Source organism: Calothrix sp. NIES-2098 (genome assembly GCF_963875125.1).
Classification (GTDB): domain Bacteria; phylum Cyanobacteriota; class Cyanobacteriia; order Cyanobacteriales; family Nostocaceae; genus Aulosira.
The window spans coordinates 688,385-707,548 of the sequence record NZ_CAWNKJ010000001.1 but is presented as its reverse complement, the minus strand read 5'-3'; the positions used below and the strand labels follow the sequence as shown (position 1 = coordinate 707,548).

Here is a 19,164-nt window from a genome sequence, read left to right as displayed (position 1 = left end):
TATATATGACAATTAATAAGACCAGCTATCACTAGCAGCATTTGGCTTACCTACAATTTTGAGATTGAGAGATTCTAGATAAGCTAAACCATTACTAATTTGTGAGACACTACCTCGAATTTCCAGGTCTAAACGCCCTACTTCACCTATTTTGACTCCTAGCATTGCTCCAGTAATATTAACAACTAATCCAAAATTAGTAATTAATTCAGAAATCACTGGCTGTTGTTGATAGCTACTAGGAATATACAAGCATAAACGAATCTGAGTAATTTGGCTTTTTTCATGCGCTGATGGAACAAAAGAGACTCTAGTAGGTGTTTTAAGTTGAATTTTATTAAGTGTTGTCATTGCCTTATAACTCAGTAATTCAAAAAAAATTTACTCCAAAAATTTATGCCCCACCGTACTTGACCAATCAGGCCAAATCGGTATTCCCAGTTTATTTAAGTAACTCAAACTATAGTAAAGTTGCTTTTTTCTACCCCACAAATCCAAGTCAAACCAGCCGTCATCCTGCATATCAGCTTTGAGAAAGCCACTAATGATATTGACTGTTAATCCATAGCGAGAAACTAATTGAGAAATTATCGGTGTCTGATAATAATGTTTTAAGATGCACAGTTGTAGACGTAGCCGATTAGTTTGATCTTGAGAAATTCTGGCTTTGAATTCTTTTTTCCATTGAGTTTTTAGCGTTTCAGATTGGTTGGTAATTATTTGTTTTAGTGGATTTGGAAATGGCTGCGATTGCTGCTTAAATTGAATTTGGTTAGCGATCGCTAGTTGTACTAAATTTACTCCCAATTCTTGCAAGTAAGATAGGCTACTAGTTAGTTGCTGAGGATTTCCCGAAAGTTCTAAATCAAACCAGCCATCAGTTTCGCTACCCGATACTAGCGATGCGGCTGTGATATTTACGGTTAAACCATAGCGAGATACTAGCCGCGAAATTACAGGTTGTCTGTGATACTTCTGAGGTACTGTAATCCGGCTGTGAATTGGGGATGATTTTTGAGCTTTATCGGGAGACATTGGATTAATCCCCCATTGCAATTGGGTAAATAGAAGATTTGCAGCCAAAAGAACTTAGTTCTCCCAAGTTTGCACGACTGGATATGAGTCTCATATAGATTCTCCTCTTCTAGGCTAACGCTAAACTACGATAAGTCTATCAAGTTTTAGTATTAAATGCATATGTAAAGGAGAATGTCACAAAAAGCACAAAAAAACAACCAGTATATTTAACAATCTTTTTAAAAGCGTATTAGACACGTAGAGGCGGAGCGATCGCGAAACTGTGTATTAGCCTGGTTTGTAGTTGTGCTACTGTCCAAGAAGCTGCTTTGCGTCTATAGCGCTAAAGCGCAACTACGAGCCAAATACAAAGATTTTACTTTTAGTTATATAGTTTGGTTTTTTCTCACCGACTTATGCAGAGTTTCACCTTCTTAATTTTGAATTTTGAATTGGTAGGACAGCTTTTACGAAAAATGCATATTTATGGTTTGCGTATGTATCCCCATTTACCGCCAACAAAATCTGCTGTCCCTTGTTCCTTATCTTGTTTTAATTCTCCACCAACGTTAACTAATGCTACGCCTTCAGCAAAAGGTTTTGCAAAATCGAATTCTCTGGGAATGATAAACTCACCAAACTGATTAATATACCCCCATTTACCGCCCATTTTAACTGGGGCTAATCCTTCTGAAAAAATATCAGCTTCGTAAAATTGCGGTTCTATAACTACTGCTCCGGTTTTATTTATATAACCTAATTTATTGCCAATTTTAACTAATGCTAAACCTTCAGAAAAACTAGTAGCATCATCTAACTGAAGTTGAATGATAATGTTACCTAATTTATCAATATATCCCCACTTATTAGCTATTTTTACGGCTGCTAGGTCTTCAGTGAATGGTTTAGAATCGTCAAATTTGGGAGGAATTATAGTTTGACCTTTATTATCAATATATCCCCATTGGTTAGCTATTTTTACGGCTGCCAGTCCTTCAGAGAATGATTGCGCATAATCAAATTGTGGCTTAATTACCAAGTTGGCAGTTGTATCGATATAGCCATATTTATTATTCAAGTTTACTAGGGCTATTCCTTGCGAAAAAGGTTTAGCATTGTCAAACTGAAGGCGACCAATTTGTTTACCTGTTTTATCAATATAACCGTATTTATAGCCCATCTTGACGACTGCCATACCTTCAGAAAATGGTTCAACCCAATCAAATTGTACCTTGAGGTTATTTGCTTGAGATGTATTAAGGTAAGTATAATTACTATTGATACGTCGATGGGTAAAGCTATTATTTTTAATTTCCTTTATGTCAAGTTTTCCCACACTTTGAGCATAAAATTCAGATTTTAGAATATTCGCTAAAAGCTTATTCTCTTCTAGCAAAGCTTCATAGAAAAAGAATACTTCACCTTGAATACCAACAGAACGATCATAGTTGAGTGCTTGGCGCAAATGTTCGGCATCAATCCGATAGGTATTTTGTTTTAAAAGAACGCTAGGAATTAGGAGGGGCAATTGTTGTTTGGTAAATTGATTAGCTACTAATCTATCTATATCTCTTTTATAAAGTTCAAATTCTCGCCAATATAACTGCGGATGAATTAAATCGACTAACCCAAGGTTAACCCAATTTTGAGAATCTTGGAGGTAGTTTTCATAACTCCAAGGATAAGCACTCGGAGCCATTGAGATAATTAATTCCGGATTAATACTAATTACTTCACGATAGACGCGGGTGAGAAAATTGGAAAGCATATCAGCTCGCCAGCGTAACCATTGTGGATCTTTAGGATTTGCTGGTGGTAGTTGATTAAATTCTTGGCGATAGCGTTCCACAGTTTTTGGATCGTAACCACCTTCACTGGGTAAAGCCGGAAAGCGATCGTCTCCTTGAATACCATCAACTTGATAGTTTTTAACTACTTCTAAAAATAAACTTAATAAAAAATTTTGTACTTCGCTATCAAAAGCATTTAGCCAATCAAAACCATTTTTAGTCAGTAAATTACCAGCATAGTCGCGCGCCGCCCATTCTGGTTTTTTGGCGAGGATTGTACCACCATTTTTTTGATAGGAACTAGCAAAACCATATTCAAACCAAGGGATAACGGCAAGATTAACTCGTTTGGCTTCAACAATTAATTCGGCTAAAGGATCTCTACCTTGAAATTGTGGATTTATTTCAACACCAAAGTTTTCCCGCATAACTCGACTGGGATAAATAGTGAAGCCGTTATTCCAGACAACAGGAAATACTACGTTAAATCCAGTGTCTGCGAGAAAGTTCATCGCCTCGGCAATATTTCGCTGGGAATTAAAGACTTTGCTAGCTGTTGTAGTCAGCCAAATACCACGAATTTCCATGAATCAGGTTTTGCTTGATTTATTGACATTGTCTCTGACTAATGCCAATCCTTCGGCAAAAGGATGAACTTCTTCATATTGTGGTGGAATCACAAATTTTCCGGTTTTGTCGATGTATCCCCATTTATTAGCAATTTGCACTCGTGCTAATCCTTCTACAAAATTATCGGCTGCATCAAATTGTGCTGGAATCGCAAATAATTCTGCACCGGGAATATATTTAAAAGGTACGGTAGGAATTTCTAGAACTCGACAAATAAATGCTGCTATTTCGCCTCTAGTAACATTTTGATTGGGTTGCAAGCGTTTGATGTTTGGGTAGTTAACAACAATGCGCTTTTCTGTAGCAGCTGCGATCGCACGTGTCGCATAACCGGGAATTTGCCCAAAATCATCATAATATTTTTTCACAGTATTTATCGGGTCTGCTGTCACCCCATAATTTAATCCTGATGCTAAAGCCGTTAAAGCTTGCACGCGCAGAATTAATTCATTGGGTTTGAACATCCGATTGGGATATCCAGACAGATAATTTGTTTGATAGGCTTCAGCAATCGCCTTAGCCGCCCAATGATTAGCTGGTACATCTATAAAATCAATCGCCGGACGAGATGGTGACTGTTTTGGTAAACCATTAGAAATAATCGCCGCAAATTCAGCACGAGTCACAGGTGCAGCAGGCCGAAAAGTCCCGTCTGGATAACCTTTTAATATACTCCTTTGGGCAGCAGCAATAATAGATGTTTTTGCCCAATGGTTTTGAATATCGGAAAAGATGTCATTTGTCATTGGTCATTTGTCATGTAAGAATTTGAATGCGGAAAAATCCCGCAACCAATGTTTGAAAACCTTTGTGTCTTTGTGTCTTTGTGGTTTCAATTTTTCCCACAAAGTATTTTACATTAGAGAACTCAACATCTTTATTAAAGTATGATTCTGCTCATCAGTGCCAACAGTAATGCGTAATTTATCCTCTAATCCTGGCTGCTTAAAGTAGCGGATTAAAATTTTCTGTTCTTTGAGTTTTTGATAGAGATATTCTGCATTGCCTTGGGGAGGTTGGGCTAATAAAAAATTAGTTTGAGAATCCCAAACCCGAAAACCTAATTGTTTTAAGTCAGATGCTAGCTGAGTTCTGGATGCTTTAATCTTGGCTACACAAGCGTTTTTATAAGCTTGATCGGCGATCGCAGCTGTTGCAACTGCACAGGCGATCGCATCTATGTTATAGCTATCTTTCACCTTAAACAACCCATCCAATAACAGGGGATTTGCTATCCCAAACCCTAATCGCAATCCTGCTAAGGAGTAACCTTTGGAAAGCGTGCGGATAATTATGACGTTCTCGTATTCCTGCACTAAATCCAAAGCATTTTCGTCGGCAAAATCTACGTATGCTTCATCAATGACTAATACCCCAGATAACTGACTGGCTAATTTCCGCAGATCCTCATTTGGGACTACATGACCTGAGGGGCTATTGGGAGAAGCAATAAATGTTACCGACCCATCAGCAGCAATTAGTTCTGGTAAGGGTAAGCTGAAATCTTCGCGGTAGGGAATTTCTAAAATATCTGCCGCCTGCATCTCGGTTAATGTGCGATACAACACATAAGTAGGCACGGGATAAACTACCTTGCGTCCCGGTTCAGTACAAGCACGAATGACGATGCTTAAGATTTCGTCACTGCCATTTCCGACAATAATCCAATCACTAGGAACACCTAAAACTTTACTTGCAGCTTGCCGAAATTCGCCACCAAATGGTTCTGGATAGCGTCGCAACCATTCACCATCAATATTTCGCAGTACTTCTAATGCCGCAGGTGAGGGAGGATAGGCGTTTTCATTGCTGTTGAGTTTGATAACTGGTGTTCCCCGTGGCGGCTGTTCGCCGGGGACATAGCTAGCCATTGCATTAACATTAGAACGGAAATAATTGGTCATGGGGATGGGGCAGGGAATCAACCTACAATTTCTGAAGATATCGTTTTTTGCAGTGTAATAAGTATATCTTCGTTAAAAAAATGGGCGATCGCATTTGCTGTTCTCTAGGAATGGGCTAACGTGATTTTGAAGGTGCGATTGCAATTATCTGTATCCATATCATACTCATGCTCAAAGTTCTTCCCAAACAAACAGCTTCTATGCAGACCCGTGATGGAGTGCGCTTAGATGCAGATATCTATCGTCCCGATGCTGAAGGTGAGTTTCCAGTATTATTAATGCGACAACCTTATGGTAGAGCGATCGCATCTACAGTTGTCTATGCTCATCCTACCTGGTATGCAGCCCAAGGTTACATCGTCGTGATTCAAGATGTCCGGGGGAGAGGCAGTTCTGAGGGAGAATTTAAATTATTTGCTCATGAAATTGCCGATGGCGAAGATACAGTAAATTGGGCAGCAAATCTGACTCAGAGTAATGGCAAGGTGGGGATGTATGGCTTTTCTTATCAAGGCATGACTCAACTATATGCCGCCGCGAATAAACCAGCCGCCTTAACCACAATTTGTCCGGCAATGATTGGCTATGATTTGTATGCGGATTGGGCTTATGAAGGTAGTGCATTCTGTTTTCAAACTAATCTGGCGTGGGCAATTCAATTAGCAACTGAAACCGCCCGGTTGCGACAAGATACATTAGCCTACAAATCATTATTTTCCGCTTCTCGCAAGCTACCTTTAACTAATCCTGAAATACTCAAAAATCTAGCTCCTGAATCTTTTTATCACGATTGGTTGGCTAATTCCCAACCAGATGCCGCATATTGGCAAGAACTTTCGCCCAAAAGCCACTTACAAACTGTCGATTTACCTATGTTCCACATTGGGGGATGGTTTGATACTTATCTGCGGGGTACTCTGCATTTATATAAAGATATGGCAGCCCGTAGCAACACACCTCAACATTTATTAGTGGGGCCTTGGGCACATTTACCTTGGGGTCGTAAAGTTGGTGATGCTGACTTCGGCCCAAAAGCCGCTAGTCCTGTAGATAGGATGCAAATTCGCTGGTTTGACCAGTTTCTTAAAGATGTAGATACAGGTTTACTGCAAGAACAGCCAGTCTGCTTGTTTGAGATGGGGAGTAATATTTGGCGCACCTTCCCCAGCTTACCAACATCAACTCAACAATCTTATTATTTGGCAACTACTGGATTGGCTAGCATCCGCGAAGATTCGGGAACGCTTAGTACTCAGCAATCAAAAACCAGCACTAGTGATGTATTAGTTCACGACCCTTGGCGACCAGTTCCAGCTTTGGGCGGTCATGCTGCAATTCCGGCAGGAGTGTTTGAGCGATCGCATTTAGATGTACGCTCAGATATATTAACTTACACCAGCCAACCCTTAACCGCAGACTTGCATTTAGCAGGGGATGTAATAGTAGAAGTCTTTTGCAGTGCCGACCAACCGAGTTATGATTTGTGCGCTGTGCTGTCGGAAGTTCATCCTGACGGGCAAGTGTATAATTTGACCCAAGGTTATGTGCATTGTCCAGAAGGGACGAATTCTGCACCAATAACCATTCAATTACAAGCGACTTGTGCAAAGATTCCTCAAGGTCACGCCTTACGTCTGAGTTTGAGTGCAGCCTGTTTTCCAGCCTACCCAATGAACTCTGGAACTGGTGCAGTTATTAATAGCGAAGGTTTACTGAATGCTCAGATTATTACTTTAACAGTAAATTGTGGAGGAGAGGCGAATTCTCAAATTTTATTACCTGTAAATAAGTCGGCGTAATTAGTATTTGTAGGGTGGGCATTGCCCACCGTATCATAGCTTTGCTGGACAATGCTCATCCTACTTTCTAACAACTTATAAATCATTATGCTGATTAGAACTAAGCAATTTCAAATATCTCCCAAAGAATTAAGAGCAATTATTGCTGTTGATTATTATAAACGTATGAGATTAACATTAATAATCTTTTCCGTTTTGACGGTAATCAGTATTATTATTTCTATCATCAAAAAAGAATTTAGTTGGTGGTTGCTGTATTGCTTGGGTTTCATTGCCTATATTCTTTCTGTACCGCTTTGGTTGCGTTTGCAAGGGCGAACTTCTGAGTTAAGCTTCCAAAGTAGATATTGTGAAATGGATGAAAACTTCTTTGCAATATTTTTTGAAGATGGGAGTATTAGCAAGCTTAGATATGAGCATTTTATGACAGTTGTCAAAAAGGGTGAGTATTATTTTTTATATATGACAAAAGTTCAATTTCATTACTTACCAGTTGCGGCTTTTGAGTCTGAGAAAGATATGCACAGATTTGATTTATTTTTAGAAGGCAAGCAACTAATTAAATTGTGGTGAATACAGCACAAAAGCAGTGATTCTTTTTGGCTTGAAAGAGGCAATAGTCATTTGTAATTTCTCCTATGCCCCTCTGCTCCCTCTGCCGCTTTAACGATCAGTCTTTAACTTGACACGATATCACAGTCCACTCAAAATTATTCCATCCTTAGCACGCATATAAAGCACTGGTGTGGCAAAGTCAGGCTTATCTAAGCCAACTTCCATCGAAATTGCGTTGCGAGTGGTTTGGATGACTGCATCTACAGGCCAGCCTAGGGCGAGAGTGCGGTAAAATTCATCAGCAAATAGCTTGGCGGTGGTGTCGAGGATTTCATATTGCATAGCGACTACTGCGGGGATTCCTCGGCGTACTAGGTTAGGTGCTATACCTGCAAAGGCTTGGTTGGAAGACACCGCCGCACCTTGACAGGAATTTAGCACGGCTAACCCTAGGTTACGGTTGCCTAAGAAGAAATTGGCAAAAGCCTCATCATCTAATAATTTGTATTTGCCATCTGTATCTACCAGAGCAATACAGCCTTTGTTGTTCTGGAATTTACCGTGACCAATGAAGTGGAAAACATTGTAAGGCTTTTCTCGCAGCTTTTGATTGATATTGCGGATGGTAGCTTCTGGTAGCACATCTAACTCAATTGTGCCTGCATCTATGTGTTTTTTCAGGGCGTCATGGATGAGGCGTTCTTCTTCAGCAACATCTAATTGAGGTAAGTTAGTTGGGCTGGAGATGACTAGCAGAACTTTAAGCGGTAAGCTTGCGGCTTTGAGGTCGCGCTTTTGTAGGGGAACGTCAACATAACGCGAGAGTACGGTTTGGGTGTTGTTTGCGAGGAAAGTGTTAGTAGCCTCATCATAGAGAAATTCCCAAGGGAGGGCGGCTAGTTCGGGGGAATCAAACACTAGGCGCAGGCGCACTTCGTAGTCATTCGCTTGTGCGCCTGCGATTGTAGCCCGTAATTGACCGCGAATATCTATAGGGAAAAGTGCTTGGTAAAGTTCGCCACCTAAGGCTTTGAGCAAATCGGCATCTGTTTGGCGAGACTCAATCAGTTTTAAAGACAGCTTAATTCTGTTCATTTCCAATCGCAATTCGCCCCACTCTTCGCCCTGTTCTGAAGAAGCGCGAATTTTGCGGTCTGCTGTCACTAATATTTGAAAATCGTGGTAGTTCATGATGGCTTGATTTTTGAATGATTCATCTCTCGCCTTAGATAATTCCTCTTGTAGTGGTGCCATTTGGGGATTAAGTTCCTGTTCTGCTTCTAAGCGTGGCAAATTTACATCATCAATTAGCCTGCGGACATCTACCATTTGACGACTTTTTCTACATTGAATCTGGTAATCATCAGCGTTTAAGAACTCATGTAGTTCATCTAAAGGATAAGTATAGGGAGTTTCGTTTACCTCACATTTTTTGCAGTTACAGGGAACAAGAGTGTCATACTGCAAACGCTCAAAAGACTTGTGAATTTTTTCGAGTTCGTGCGTGATGACTGCCAGCAATTCTTTCTTGCGATTTCCTATTACACGGATTTTGATTTCTTTTTGATTGTAGTGTTCAATCACTTCTGCACGAGTTTGGTCTTTGTTAAGAACAATGCCACTTCTCCAAACGAGGTTTTGCCGTTCAATCCAAGGGTGTGTCTCAACCATGAAGCGTGTGAGAATACCTTTTGGCATAAACTCATATTTATAGCGCAAAATGAGATTATTAGATTTCTCCCAAGTGTACTCAGGTTGGTTGATATCGAGCAGTTGCGGGGCAATATAGCTACCAGACAGATTAGGAATTGGGTAGCAAAGTTTGAACCGCATCATGAGTTGCAAGAGTTCATCTTGCATATTACTATATTTGCTGTTTTTCCAGATATCTTTGAGATTGTCTCGGGTAAAACAGCCCAAGTTGTTCTTGACGATTTCGTTATCTAAAACTTTGTAGACGGCAGTAGTTCCCCATTCTGGTTTAAGAATGACATAGTGTTTAAGTATAGAATCGTCTTGAAAGTGCAGGCAAACACCGAGGTCGTGCAGATAGCGACTGAGCCGCAGCATCTCTTTACGGTCAGTTAAGTTATTGACTCGGCAAAGGTTGCAGTATTCTTCAAAGCTGATGTAGTTGCCGGAGTAATTTTCTAAAGCAGAACGAACTCTGACCCAGAGTTTTGGCAGAGATGTGCCGACGTGGGCAAGTTTGCTAATGTAGTCTTGAATAGTTTGTTTAATATCTGCTAGACCTCGATTGGTTGCTAAGTTCGTTGCCAGAAGTTCTTTTAAATTGGTGAATTCTCCACGCAACTGGCGCTCATTAACTTCGCATTGACGGTCTTGTTTTTCGTTTTTAATAATAAGAACTGGACTATTTGCACTCAAGAGTTCAACGACCTTAAGCCACCAGTAAAAATCGGTGTTCTCTTTGCGAGTATCAGCAACTAAGCCATAGAGAGAACGTTCAGTAAGGAAAAACTGGTGAGTTTGGTGGTAGATTTCTTGTCCGCCGAAATCCCAGATGTTAACGCGAAAGTCTTTGCCATTTGGCTGGGTGAAGTGCCACCGGATTACCTCAATGCCTTCAGTTGATTTTTCATTGGGCTGGAGTTTGTAGCTTTCATCTTTAATTTTCTTAGCTAAAGAAGTTTTACCAACTCCTCCTTCGCCAACAATTAAGAATTTAGCTTCGTAGACTGGTTCAGTTTCATTAGGATCTTGCACTTGGAAATAGAAATCGAGGATTTCATTCACATCACCAGGATCTTGCGACCACTTCTCCCCTCCTAAAATCTCAGGTGGAATAGGGACTGGATTTTTACGAATATCCAGCTTGTTGAGATTTGGTAATTGCCTGATTTCACCTGGTAGGCTACTGAGTTGATTGCTCCAGAGGAAGAGCGATTGCAAGTTCATCAATTGTCCAATTTCGCTTGGCAGACTGCTGAGTTGATTAAAGCTGAGGTCAAGTGATTGCAAGTTCACCAGTTGGGCAATTTCTCCTGGTAAGCTACTGAGTTGATTACTCCTGAGGTCAAGCGATCGCAAGTTGACCAATTGGACAATTTCGCTTGGCAGACTGCTGAGTTGATTAAAGCTGAGGTCAAGTGATTGCAAGTTCACCAATTGGACAATTTCGCCTGGCAGACTGCTGAGTTGATTGAAGCTGAGGTCAAGCGATTGCAAGTTCACCAGTTGGACAATTCCATCTGGCAGATTGTTGAGTTGATTATTCCTGAGGTCGAGTGATTGCAAGTTTACCAGTTTTTCAATTTCGCCTGGTAGACTGCTGAGTTGATTACTGCTGAGGTCGAGCAATTGTAAGTTAATCAGTTGGATAATTTCGCCTGGCAGACTGCTGAGTTGATTGCTCCAGAGGAAGAGCGATTGCAAATTGATCAGTTGAACAATTTCGTCTGGCAGATTGGTGAGTTGATTATTTCTGAGGTCGAGCGATTGCAAGTTCACCAGTTTTCCAATTTCAGGTGGTAAAACCGTTAACCTGTGATCAGAAAGGTCAAGTTTTGTTTCACCATCTATTGCTGCTTTTTCAATTACCTGTAGCAGTTCTTCCTCGGTCATGAGCAATTACTGAACTAATATTTACTACTCTAAAGGTATTCTCAATCGCAGCCATTCAGTATAAAGGAGGAAGCGATCGCACATGATTCACATTATAATGTGCGCTTTTAAAGAATACGGGGAAAGGGATAAGCGATAAGATAAAAACTTTGTTTTATTTGTAGCGGGTAGTACACCGCCTGTTAGTTACACTTTAGGAACATCACGCTTGTTGTTATGAACATTGTTATTATTACTATGAACATTAGGCTTGTCGTTATGAACGTCGCGATTTTATGAAAAATATTCAGCTTTACACAGGGTAGTCAAAAAATATTTAATTTTTGTGATCGCTTTTCTTTACTCCAATCACAAATAACGCGATCGCTTGGTTAAACTCTGCTAACGCACTTTCCCAAATCTAAAGTAAGAGTGCGTAGGCGTAGCCCGTCGTAGACATCGCCTTCGCTGTAGCTTGGATTAAGTTAGAGAAACTTATCACCTAATACCTCAACACGACTGTGAAGTACCCCAACATGACTGTGAAGTACCTCAACACGACTGTGAAGTACCTCAACATGATTGTGAAGTACCTCGACACGACTGTGAAGTACCTCAACACGACTGTGAAGTACCTCAACACGGCTGTGAAGTACCCCAACACGACTGTGAAGTACCTCAACACGGCTGTGAAGTACCTCAACACAACTGTGAAGTACCTCAACACAACTTGGAAGTACTTCAACATGATTCTGACTAACATAATTTGCGTAAACAAAAAGATCCCCGACTTTTTCAAAAAGCCAGAGATCTAAAAAACCGCCTATTTTCTGAATTACAAATTACCTAATTTCTTCCAAATCCACCCACTCATCATAAGAAGAGTCGTAATCTAGGTAATGCACATAGTATTGCTGACCTTGAATTTTCTGAATACTTGCAGAATACCAATCTTCGTTATCTTCATCCCAAACTTTGACTTTTTGATTGACTGCAAATCCATTGTTATCAGATGCGCCATGTTCGCGAATGCGAATTTCATCTTCGCCTACCCATTCGTTGTAGGATGAACCGTAGCCAAGGTAATGCACGAAGAATTGGTCATTTTCAACTTTCTCAATTGTGGCTTGATACCAATCTTCTTCTTCACCATCCCATACTTCTACAGTTTTGCTGACTGCATATTGGCTAGTATCAGACTTCGCCGCAGCTGATGACGATGAAGTAGCTTGGAGTGACTGTGGCGCATCTTGGGGAAGTTCGGCTTTAACCAAAGAATGCGATCGCAAAATGACGGCGCGAGCTACGGTTTGAATTCCTGTATGCTCGTAGTAATTGGTGGTTTGATCCAAGAATGCGGCAACGAAATCTAAGTTATCATCGGCAATCTGGATAAAACTACCTAAATGGCTGGAAAGAGACTGCGGTGTGACGCCTGTTCTAGCTACTAAGTTATTCATCCAGCCTTGCACCGAGTTGAAAGCTTGAGTGATAAACCCAAATTTCTCGCTGGGGTTATTACCTGGTAAAGCGCTGTTAACTGCTAAGAAGACGGGATTTTGCGCTACTGCGCTGCTAGCATCAGCACCACTAATAATACTGTGAATCTTGCTGAGGAAATCTGGCCCTAAAGGTAGCAATCCATCGAGACAAACTAAAGCTACCATCCGCATTAAGGATGCATTTTTGTAGTTTTCTGCTAAAGAAGCAGCAAATGCTTGGGGATTGGGGCTAGGAATACCATTTAATTTAGAGAAGGCGATAATTTCAACTGCTATTTTTAGAACTAAATCTATAGTTTGAGTGACATCTGCTTTGGGAGTGATATTACTTAAAAAAGAGAGAAAGCCTATTTTTTCACCTACTTTATTAGCTAAAGCTGCTGTAGCCATAGCTGTGTCGGCTTTATCGATGGTTTGATAAAGTTTAATGGCAGTTTGGTAGCCATTTTGCGGATCTTGATAGAGAGAGACAGCGCGATCGCGAATTCGCTGAATTACTTTGGCATCAGTTTCACCAGTAATTTCACGGATGCTATTGTCAAAGCCTACGACGTTTGTCCACTCTCCTGGGGCGACGTAATCGAGAGCCTTTAAGACTTTGATAGTAATATTATCATTGGGTAATTCGTCAACCAACTGAATAATTGACTTATCCATAAATCAATCCTCGCAACTCAAAGGTATAGTAATAAATTATACGCAATGATTTTGAGATGTCGAATACTGAGGAAAAGGTACAAGCTGAGACTTGTTACCCTTCCCTGCTGGCTCAATGTATCAAGTAGTAAAACAGTATTATTGCGGATGAGGACGGACACACCTTAATGAGTTATGGTCATTGTAGTCATGATGACTAGCTTTGTCCTTGTCTGGATATTTCCATCTACAATAAGCATCTAAGTCCATACCTACGCGCTTTGTGGCGTTGCGATCGCTGGCTGGAACTTCAAACTGATAACCACTGCGTTTTGATTTAATTTTATATAAACAAACCCAGCGAAACACAGGCCAAACATCTGTGAATTCATCCTCATAATGCGGCCCTAGTTTTTGAATGTTGATTATACCAATTTGTTTGATTTCGGGGATATCTTGATAAATGATATTACTCTGACAAACATCTCGCATATTAATTGCGACTTCATTGTCATTTTGGTATATTCTATCTCTAAACAACTTTTGCATAATTTGAAATGCATAAAAGCCATTAAAAATTAAAGATAAACATAAAGCTAGATTTGCAATTGCCGGATATCTTGATGTGTATTGTGTAGCAGAAATATAACTAGCAAATTGGCTTGGTGGTTTAGTAGATGTTACTTCAATTGCTTTATTTAAAGCTGTCAAAGCTTCTGTAGCTGACTCATAACGGTTCTGATAATTACGACAAACCATTTTGTCTACAACTGAAGCTAAAGCATTGCTAATCTGCGGTGCGTGTTTGCGCCAGATAATTTCTCCAGAAGAGTCTTTTTCTAGATTCCTGGGAAGTAAACCAGTTAATGCTTGAACTCCCACTATCCCAACAGCATAAATATCGCTAGATAATTTAGGACTACCTTGTTCTTGTTCCACAGGTGTATAACCAGGAGTACCTACATTATGCGTGAGGCTAGGGGGATTGTTGGCGTTAACTTCTATAGTGCTAATTTCCTTAACAGCACCAAAATCAATTAAGACAATTTTTTCATCGGAGTATCGCCGAATCAAATTTGAGGGTTTAATATCTCGATGAATTACATTTTCTTGATGTACAACTTCTAAGACTTTGAGAATATCCTGTAATAGAGCAATTACTTTTTCTTCCCTTAATGGTTGATCTGGAATAATTTCCGATCTCAGATCTTTACCATCTATGAATTCTTGAACTAAATAAAATTCTTCATTTTCTTCAAAGTAAGCGAAGAGTTCGGGAATTCGATCGTCTTTTGCTCCCAGGCGTTCTAAAACTTTTGCTTCTCTTTGAAATAATTTTCTCGCCAAAGGCAAATTTTCCGGGTCATTTCTGCGCAAACTTAGTTGTTTAACTACAACATTGGAATGGCTGGGCTTGTCTATATCCACAGCTAAATAAGTAATACCAAATCCTCCACTTCCCAGCCGTTCTTGAATTCGGTAATGTCCTCTGATGATTGTTCCGTTCTGAATCATATAGCGCTTCTATTTGATTTGTGAACTTACTTGTAGAGGTTGGGAATAGAGAATAGGTGACACAGAAATAAGTCAGCTTTAAGCAGGGTGGGCAATGCCCACTCTACTACTAATTTTGAATTTTTATAAAATCCCTGTTGGGAATTATAGCGAAAGAAACACACACTTAACTGAAACTCATGGTTAAGCGATCGCCTTCTATAGAAATCCGATTTGATTATTGAAAAATCTGCGTATATTTAAAACCCTAATCTGGTGGGCGATGCCCCACCCTACGTTTATTTCTAAATCTTATACCAAGCTCATGGGTAAGCGATCGCCTTTTAAATTATATGATTTTGGATTAAAGAATCATCTCAAATTCTTTAACAAAGCTTCTGTCTGCTGCAACTTAACTAAAGTATTGGCACATAAAATCCCAGACGCAGCTACCGCAGGGACACCAATTCCTGGCATAGTACTATCACCAACGCGATATAAACCTTGTATGGGTGTGTGTGTACTGGGAAACATTCCCTTATCTGCTGCAATAGCCGGGCCGTAGGTTCCTTGATACCTGCGCAAATAATGAGCATGAGTTAAGGGTGTACCAATTAGTTCTATAACCGCACGCTCCTTGATATCGGGGATAATCTTCTCTAAGGCGCGATATAAGGTTTGGGCTTTCTGCTGTTTCTTTTCTGCATACTCTTCATTCCTTTCCCATCCGGTGTAGGGTTCGAGGGTGTAAGCATGAACTACATGATGTCCTTGGGGCGCAAGGCTTGCATCCCATACACTAGGAATTGAAATCATGCAGGTATTTCCGGGTGTGGTGATCTCTTGCTGCGAATCGTGGACTACTACATGATGACCTGTTAAATTTTCCAAACCATCGGCGCGGATACCTAAATGTAAATGCATGAAACTTGCAACGGCTGGAGTTTCTAAGGCTTCTTGGTGGTAAGTTACAGGTAAATCTTGGGGACGTAATAATTTATTGTAGGTATCCCAGATACTCGCATTGGAAATCACAATCGGCGCGTGGAGAATTTCGCCGTTTTGTAACTTCACGCCTACAACTTTACCCGATTCTACTAAGATTTGCTCGACGTGACATCCTAAACGCAACTTTCCACCCCAGCGTTCTAAACCCCTAACTAAAGCTTGAACAATTGCGCAACTCCCGCCTACAGGATACTCAACACCAGCACGGGAACGTTCGCCTAACATAAAAGCGACTTCGGGTGCAATTGTCCCGTGTGCTTTTAAACCTGAAAGCAAAAAGCATTCTAAATCGATGAGTCGCCGCACCCAAGGATCTTGTATTGTTGCATCCATGACATTACCAACTGAACTCTGCACTAGCGGTAAGTAGGGCAACATTTTCACTAAAGAAGGTAGATAATTTTTAAATAATGTTAAAATTACCTGCCAATCTGCTCGCAACGCTAGGGTAGGAATATCCCGCATCACTTCATACAACCCTAATAAACGTTCTGTAAAGCGTTGCAGTTCTTTAGCACCTTGAGGCGTAATTCTCTCCACCTCATGGCGATAACGCTCTGCATCCCTGTAGACTGCAATAGTGCCTTCAGGAAAATGGTAGTGTCCTAAAGGATCGTAAGGTATAACTTGAATGGATTCACCAAGAGCATCCAGAACTTGTTTTACCGGATTCAAGCTTTGGGCGTCTGCCAGACCACAGTAGAAAGAAGGGCCAGAATCAAATTCAAATCCTCTGCGTCGAAAACTATGAGCAGCACCCCCAGGAATGGTATGGCTTTCACATACAATTACTTGCTTGCCATAATAAGCAAGTAATCCCGCAGCACACAACCCACCGATACCGCTACCAATGACTATGACATCACTATTTTGCATTTTTGTCCTTTGTCCTTTGTCCTTTGTCTAAAATCAATTACGTTTGTCCTTTGTTATTTGTCCTTTGTCTAAAACCAATGACCAATGACTAATGACCAATGACTAATGACCAATGACCAATGACTAATAACCCATGACAAATGAACCATTAATTGAATTAAAAGGCGTGTCTAAGTCCTTTGGTAGCAATAAGGTTTTAGATAATATAGATTTGACCATTTATCGGGGAGAAGCACTAGGAATTATAGGCCCTTCCGGGACTGGTAAATCGACAATTTTGCGTGTGATTGCGGGATTGCTGCTTCCTGATGAAGGAGAAATTTATTTAAGAGGGGTGAAGCGAAACGGTTTAATTGAAGATGCGGCTGATAATGTTGGGATTGGGATGGTGTTTCAGCAGGCGGCGTTATTCGATTCGTTAACAGTAGAAGAGAATGTGGGGTTTTTACTGTATCAAAACTCCAAGATAGCGCGATCGCGCATTCGCGACATGGTAAATAACAAATTAGAGATGGTAGGCTTACCGGGAATCGGAGATTTATATCCATCCGAACTTTCCGGTGGGATGCGCAAACGCGTAAGTTTTGCTCGCGCCATCATGTCTAACCCCGAAAACGATCGTGAAGGGCCAGAACTTTTACTGTACGACGAACCAACCGCTGGACTCGATCCGATTGCATCAACAGTCATCGAAGATTTAATTCGCCATTTGCAACGCTCACAGGGCGTTTGCAGTACCTATGCTATTGTGACTCATCAAGACAGTACAATTCGTCGTACCGCGGATAGAGTTATATTTCTGTATCAAGGTAGAGTGCAGTGGCAGGGTACAGTGAGTGAAATAGATAGCACCGACCATCCATTGATTAGACAATTCATGAGTGGAAGTGTGCAAGGGCCGATTCAGGTCGTCGGGTAATGGATGGAGGAATCATATGCGATCGCGTACAGTCAGAGAAGGTTCTGTTGGGCTATTAGTCCTTATGGGGCTGGGAGTCTTTGGACTAATCGTTGTGTGGTTGAATCGAGTAAGTGCTAGTCGCAGTTCATACAAAGCTATTGTGGAATTTGCTAACGCTGGCGGGATGCAGAAAGGTTCAACAGTCCGCTACCGGGGCGTGAAAGTAGGCAATATTTCCGCTATTCGACCAATGGCAAATAACATTGAAGTGGAAATAGAAATTGTCCAACCCGATTTAATCATTCCTAAGGATGTGGTGGTAGAAGCCAATCAAAGTGGATTGATTAGCGAAAGTATTATCGATATCACACCCAAATCTTCTATACCTGCTGGGGCTGTCACCGCTAAACCCCTAGATAAAAATTGCGATCGCAATTTAATTATTTGTAATGGCGCTCATTTACCAGGTCAAGTTGGTATCAGTATCGACCAACTGATTCGCAGCACAACTGAGTTGGCGACTGTATACAATGACCCAAAATTTTATCGGAATGTTAACAGATTACTCGAATCCTCTACAGCCGCAGCAACTAGTCTGACTTCTCTGAGTCGAGATCTCCAGACTTTATCGAGAAATGCTCAAGGTCAACTCGGCACGTTTTCTGCGACAGCTACTTCCGTACAACGAGCTACAAATCAACTGACGACATCTTCTAGTCGCACAGTAAATGAACTAGGTTCCGCAGCAAGACAATTTAGTCTCACAGCCACTCAAGCCAGTCAGTTGTTAACTAACCTCAATAACTTAGTCACAACCAATCGTTCGTCATTGGTTACTGCGTTGAACAATCTCACCGAAACCAGCAACCAATTACGCACAACATTCACTAACTTATCGCCTGCTGTGAATCGCTTAACCCAAGGAGAAATCATCAAAAATTTAGAAACTCTCTCAGCGAATGCAGCCCAAGCATCAACCAATTTACGCAATGCGACAAATTCTTTAAACGACCCGAAAAATGCAGTCTTACTGCAACAAACTTTAGATTCAGCCAGAGCTACATTTGAAAACACGCAAAAAATTACCGCCGATTTAGATGAACTAACAGGCGACCCGAAATTCCGCAGCAATTTGCGTCAATTGGTCAATGGTTTGAGTAATTTGGTATCCTCTACACAAGAAACAGAGCAGCAAGCAAAGATTGCAGTTACCTTAGATGCTCTCAAAGCATCGATTAATAAACCAAATGCAGTAGTTTCCACCCCAACGCCAAAGCAGCAGACGGTAACGATTAATCCCTTACCGAATGCTTTGAAAAATCTGGATAAAAACCCCCAGCCAACTTTCACCTTATCCACCCCAGAACCATCTTCTGAAGAGTTATTAAAGCGACTACGGCAGTATAGTAAAGAACGAACGCAAGAGAAAATAGCAGAGAATGAGGAAAAGAAGGACAAAGTTACGCCCTAACACGGAGACGCGAAGAA

The 19,164-nt window shown here is 40.8% G+C and carries 14 protein-coding genes; 5 read left to right on the top strand and 9 right to left on the bottom strand.

Annotation, left to right across the window (positions count from 1 at the left end; genetic code table 11):
* Positions 1–12: 12 nt before the first annotated feature.
* From AACU33_RS02925 to hisC, 5 genes are all read right to left on the bottom strand, one after another.
* A complete protein-coding gene (locus AACU33_RS02925) occupies positions 13–351 on the bottom strand; it encodes an NIL domain-containing protein (RefSeq protein ID WP_096586962.1) in 339 nt (112 codons plus the stop codon).
* A gap of 30 nt (positions 352–381) precedes the next feature.
* Complete coding sequence (locus AACU33_RS02920; protein WP_096595105.1) at positions 382–1,035, bottom strand: NIL domain-containing protein; 654 nt, start codon at positions 1,033–1,035, stop codon at positions 382–384.
* Positions 1,036–1,501: 466 nt separating this feature from the next.
* Positions 1,502–3,394 carry a WG repeat-containing protein gene (locus AACU33_RS02915; protein ID WP_096586961.1) on the bottom strand — a complete coding sequence of 631 codons (1,893 nt, stop codon included), beginning with the start codon at positions 3,392–3,394 and terminating at the stop codon, positions 1,502–1,504.
* Between the two features lie 3 nt (positions 3,395–3,397).
* Entirely contained in the window at positions 3,398–4,183 is a 786-nt protein-coding gene (locus tag AACU33_RS02910) for an S-layer homology domain-containing protein (protein ID WP_096586960.1), read from the bottom strand.
* A 108-nt stretch (positions 4,184–4,291) separates the two neighbouring features.
* Positions 4,292–5,341, bottom strand: a complete 1,050-nt coding sequence (hisC, locus tag AACU33_RS02905) for a histidinol-phosphate transaminase (RefSeq protein ID WP_096586959.1) — start codon at positions 5,339–5,341, stop codon at positions 4,292–4,294.
* A 167-nt stretch (positions 5,342–5,508) separates the two neighbouring features.
* Here hisC and AACU33_RS02900 point away from each other — a divergent pair, with 167 nt between their 5' ends.
* Together AACU33_RS02900 and AACU33_RS02895 are read left to right on the top strand one after the other, a co-directional pair.
* Positions 5,509–7,140, top strand: a complete 1,632-nt coding sequence (locus AACU33_RS02900; RefSeq protein ID WP_096586958.1) for a CocE/NonD family hydrolase — start codon at positions 5,509–5,511, stop codon at positions 7,138–7,140.
* Between the two features lie 87 nt (positions 7,141–7,227).
* The gene (locus AACU33_RS02895) at positions 7,228–7,713 is read left to right on the top strand and encodes a YcxB family protein (protein WP_096586957.1); all 486 of its coding nucleotides are present in this window, start codon (positions 7,228–7,230) and stop codon (positions 7,711–7,713) included.
* 120 nt (positions 7,714–7,833) lie between these two features.
* Here AACU33_RS02895 and AACU33_RS02890 read toward each other — a convergent pair whose 3' ends face one another.
* The gene (locus AACU33_RS02890) at positions 7,834–11,280 is read right to left on the bottom strand and encodes a COR domain-containing protein (protein ID WP_096586956.1); all 3,447 of its coding nucleotides are present in this window, start codon (positions 11,278–11,280) and stop codon (positions 7,834–7,836) included.
* Positions 11,281–11,780: 500 nt separating this feature from the next.
* Here AACU33_RS02890 and AACU33_RS02885 point away from each other — a divergent pair, with 500 nt between their 5' ends.
* Entirely contained in the window at positions 11,781–12,074 is a 294-nt protein-coding gene (locus AACU33_RS02885) for a hypothetical protein (RefSeq protein WP_339375722.1), read from the top strand.
* 27 nt (positions 12,075–12,101) lie between these two features.
* On the opposite strand, the gene AACU33_RS02880 is transcribed toward AACU33_RS02885, so the two are convergent.
* The 3 genes from AACU33_RS02880 to AACU33_RS02870 form a co-directional block, all read right to left on the bottom strand.
* Complete coding sequence (locus AACU33_RS02880; RefSeq protein ID WP_096586954.1) at positions 12,102–13,418, bottom strand: agenet domain-containing protein; 1,317 nt, start codon at positions 13,416–13,418, stop codon at positions 12,102–12,104.
* A gap of 138 nt (positions 13,419–13,556) precedes the next feature.
* Positions 13,557–14,912 carry a serine/threonine-protein kinase gene (locus AACU33_RS02875; protein ID WP_096586953.1) on the bottom strand — a complete coding sequence of 452 codons (1,356 nt, stop codon included), beginning with the start codon at positions 14,910–14,912 and terminating at the stop codon, positions 13,557–13,559.
* 351 nt (positions 14,913–15,263) lie between these two features.
* Entirely contained in the window at positions 15,264–16,775 is a 1,512-nt protein-coding gene (locus AACU33_RS02870) for a phytoene desaturase family protein (protein ID WP_096586952.1), read from the bottom strand.
* A gap of 133 nt (positions 16,776–16,908) precedes the next feature.
* Here AACU33_RS02870 and AACU33_RS02865 point away from each other — a divergent pair, with 133 nt between their 5' ends.
* Together AACU33_RS02865 and AACU33_RS02860 are read left to right on the top strand one after the other, a co-directional pair.
* A complete protein-coding gene (locus AACU33_RS02865; RefSeq protein WP_096586951.1) occupies positions 16,909–17,694 on the top strand; it encodes an ABC transporter ATP-binding protein in 786 nt (261 codons plus the stop codon).
* Positions 17,695–17,710: 16 nt separating this feature from the next.
* Complete coding sequence (locus AACU33_RS02860) at positions 17,711–19,147, top strand: MlaD family protein (RefSeq protein ID WP_096586950.1); 1,437 nt, start codon at positions 17,711–17,713, stop codon at positions 19,145–19,147.
* The last annotated feature ends 17 nt before the right edge of the window (positions 19,148–19,164 follow it).

Bases quoted from the DNA above. Each gene is read 5' to 3' on its own strand.
- AACU33_RS02900 (WP_096586958.1), top strand. From the start codon at position 5,509: ATGCTCAAAGTTCTTCCCAAACAAACAGCTTCTATGCAGACCCGTGAT.
- AACU33_RS02865 (WP_096586951.1), top strand. From the start codon at position 16,909: ATGACAAATGAACCATTAATTGAATTAAAAGGCGTGTCTAAGTCCTTT.
- AACU33_RS02910 (WP_096586960.1), bottom strand. From the start codon at position 4,183: ATGACAAATGACATCTTTTCCGATATTCAAAACCATTGGGCAAAAACA.
- AACU33_RS02880 (WP_096586954.1), bottom strand. From the start codon at position 13,418: ATGGATAAGTCAATTATTCAGTTGGTTGACGAATTACCCAATGATAAT.
- AACU33_RS02870 (WP_096586952.1), bottom strand. From the start codon at position 16,775: ATGCAAAATAGTGATGTCATAGTCATTGGTAGCGGTATCGGTGGGTTG.
- AACU33_RS02875 (WP_096586953.1), bottom strand. From the start codon at position 14,912: ATGATTCAGAACGGAACAATCATCAGAGGACATTACCGAATTCAAGAA.
- AACU33_RS02925 (WP_096586962.1), bottom strand. From the start codon at position 351: ATGACAACACTTAATAAAATTCAACTTAAAACACCTACTAGAGTCTCT.
- AACU33_RS02890 (WP_096586956.1), bottom strand. From the start codon at position 11,280: ATGACCGAGGAAGAACTGCTACAGGTAATTGAAAAAGCAGCAATAGAT.
- AACU33_RS02895 (WP_096586957.1), top strand. From the start codon at position 7,228: ATGCTGATTAGAACTAAGCAATTTCAAATATCTCCCAAAGAATTAAGA.
- AACU33_RS02860 (WP_096586950.1), top strand. From the start codon at position 17,711: ATGCGATCGCGTACAGTCAGAGAAGGTTCTGTTGGGCTATTAGTCCTT.
- AACU33_RS02915 (WP_096586961.1), bottom strand. From the start codon at position 3,394: ATGGAAATTCGTGGTATTTGGCTGACTACAACAGCTAGCAAAGTCTTT.
- AACU33_RS02920 (WP_096595105.1), bottom strand. From the start codon at position 1,035: ATGTCTCCCGATAAAGCTCAAAAATCATCCCCAATTCACAGCCGGATT.
- hisC (WP_096586959.1), bottom strand. From the start codon at position 5,341: ATGACCAATTATTTCCGTTCTAATGTTAATGCAATGGCTAGCTATGTC.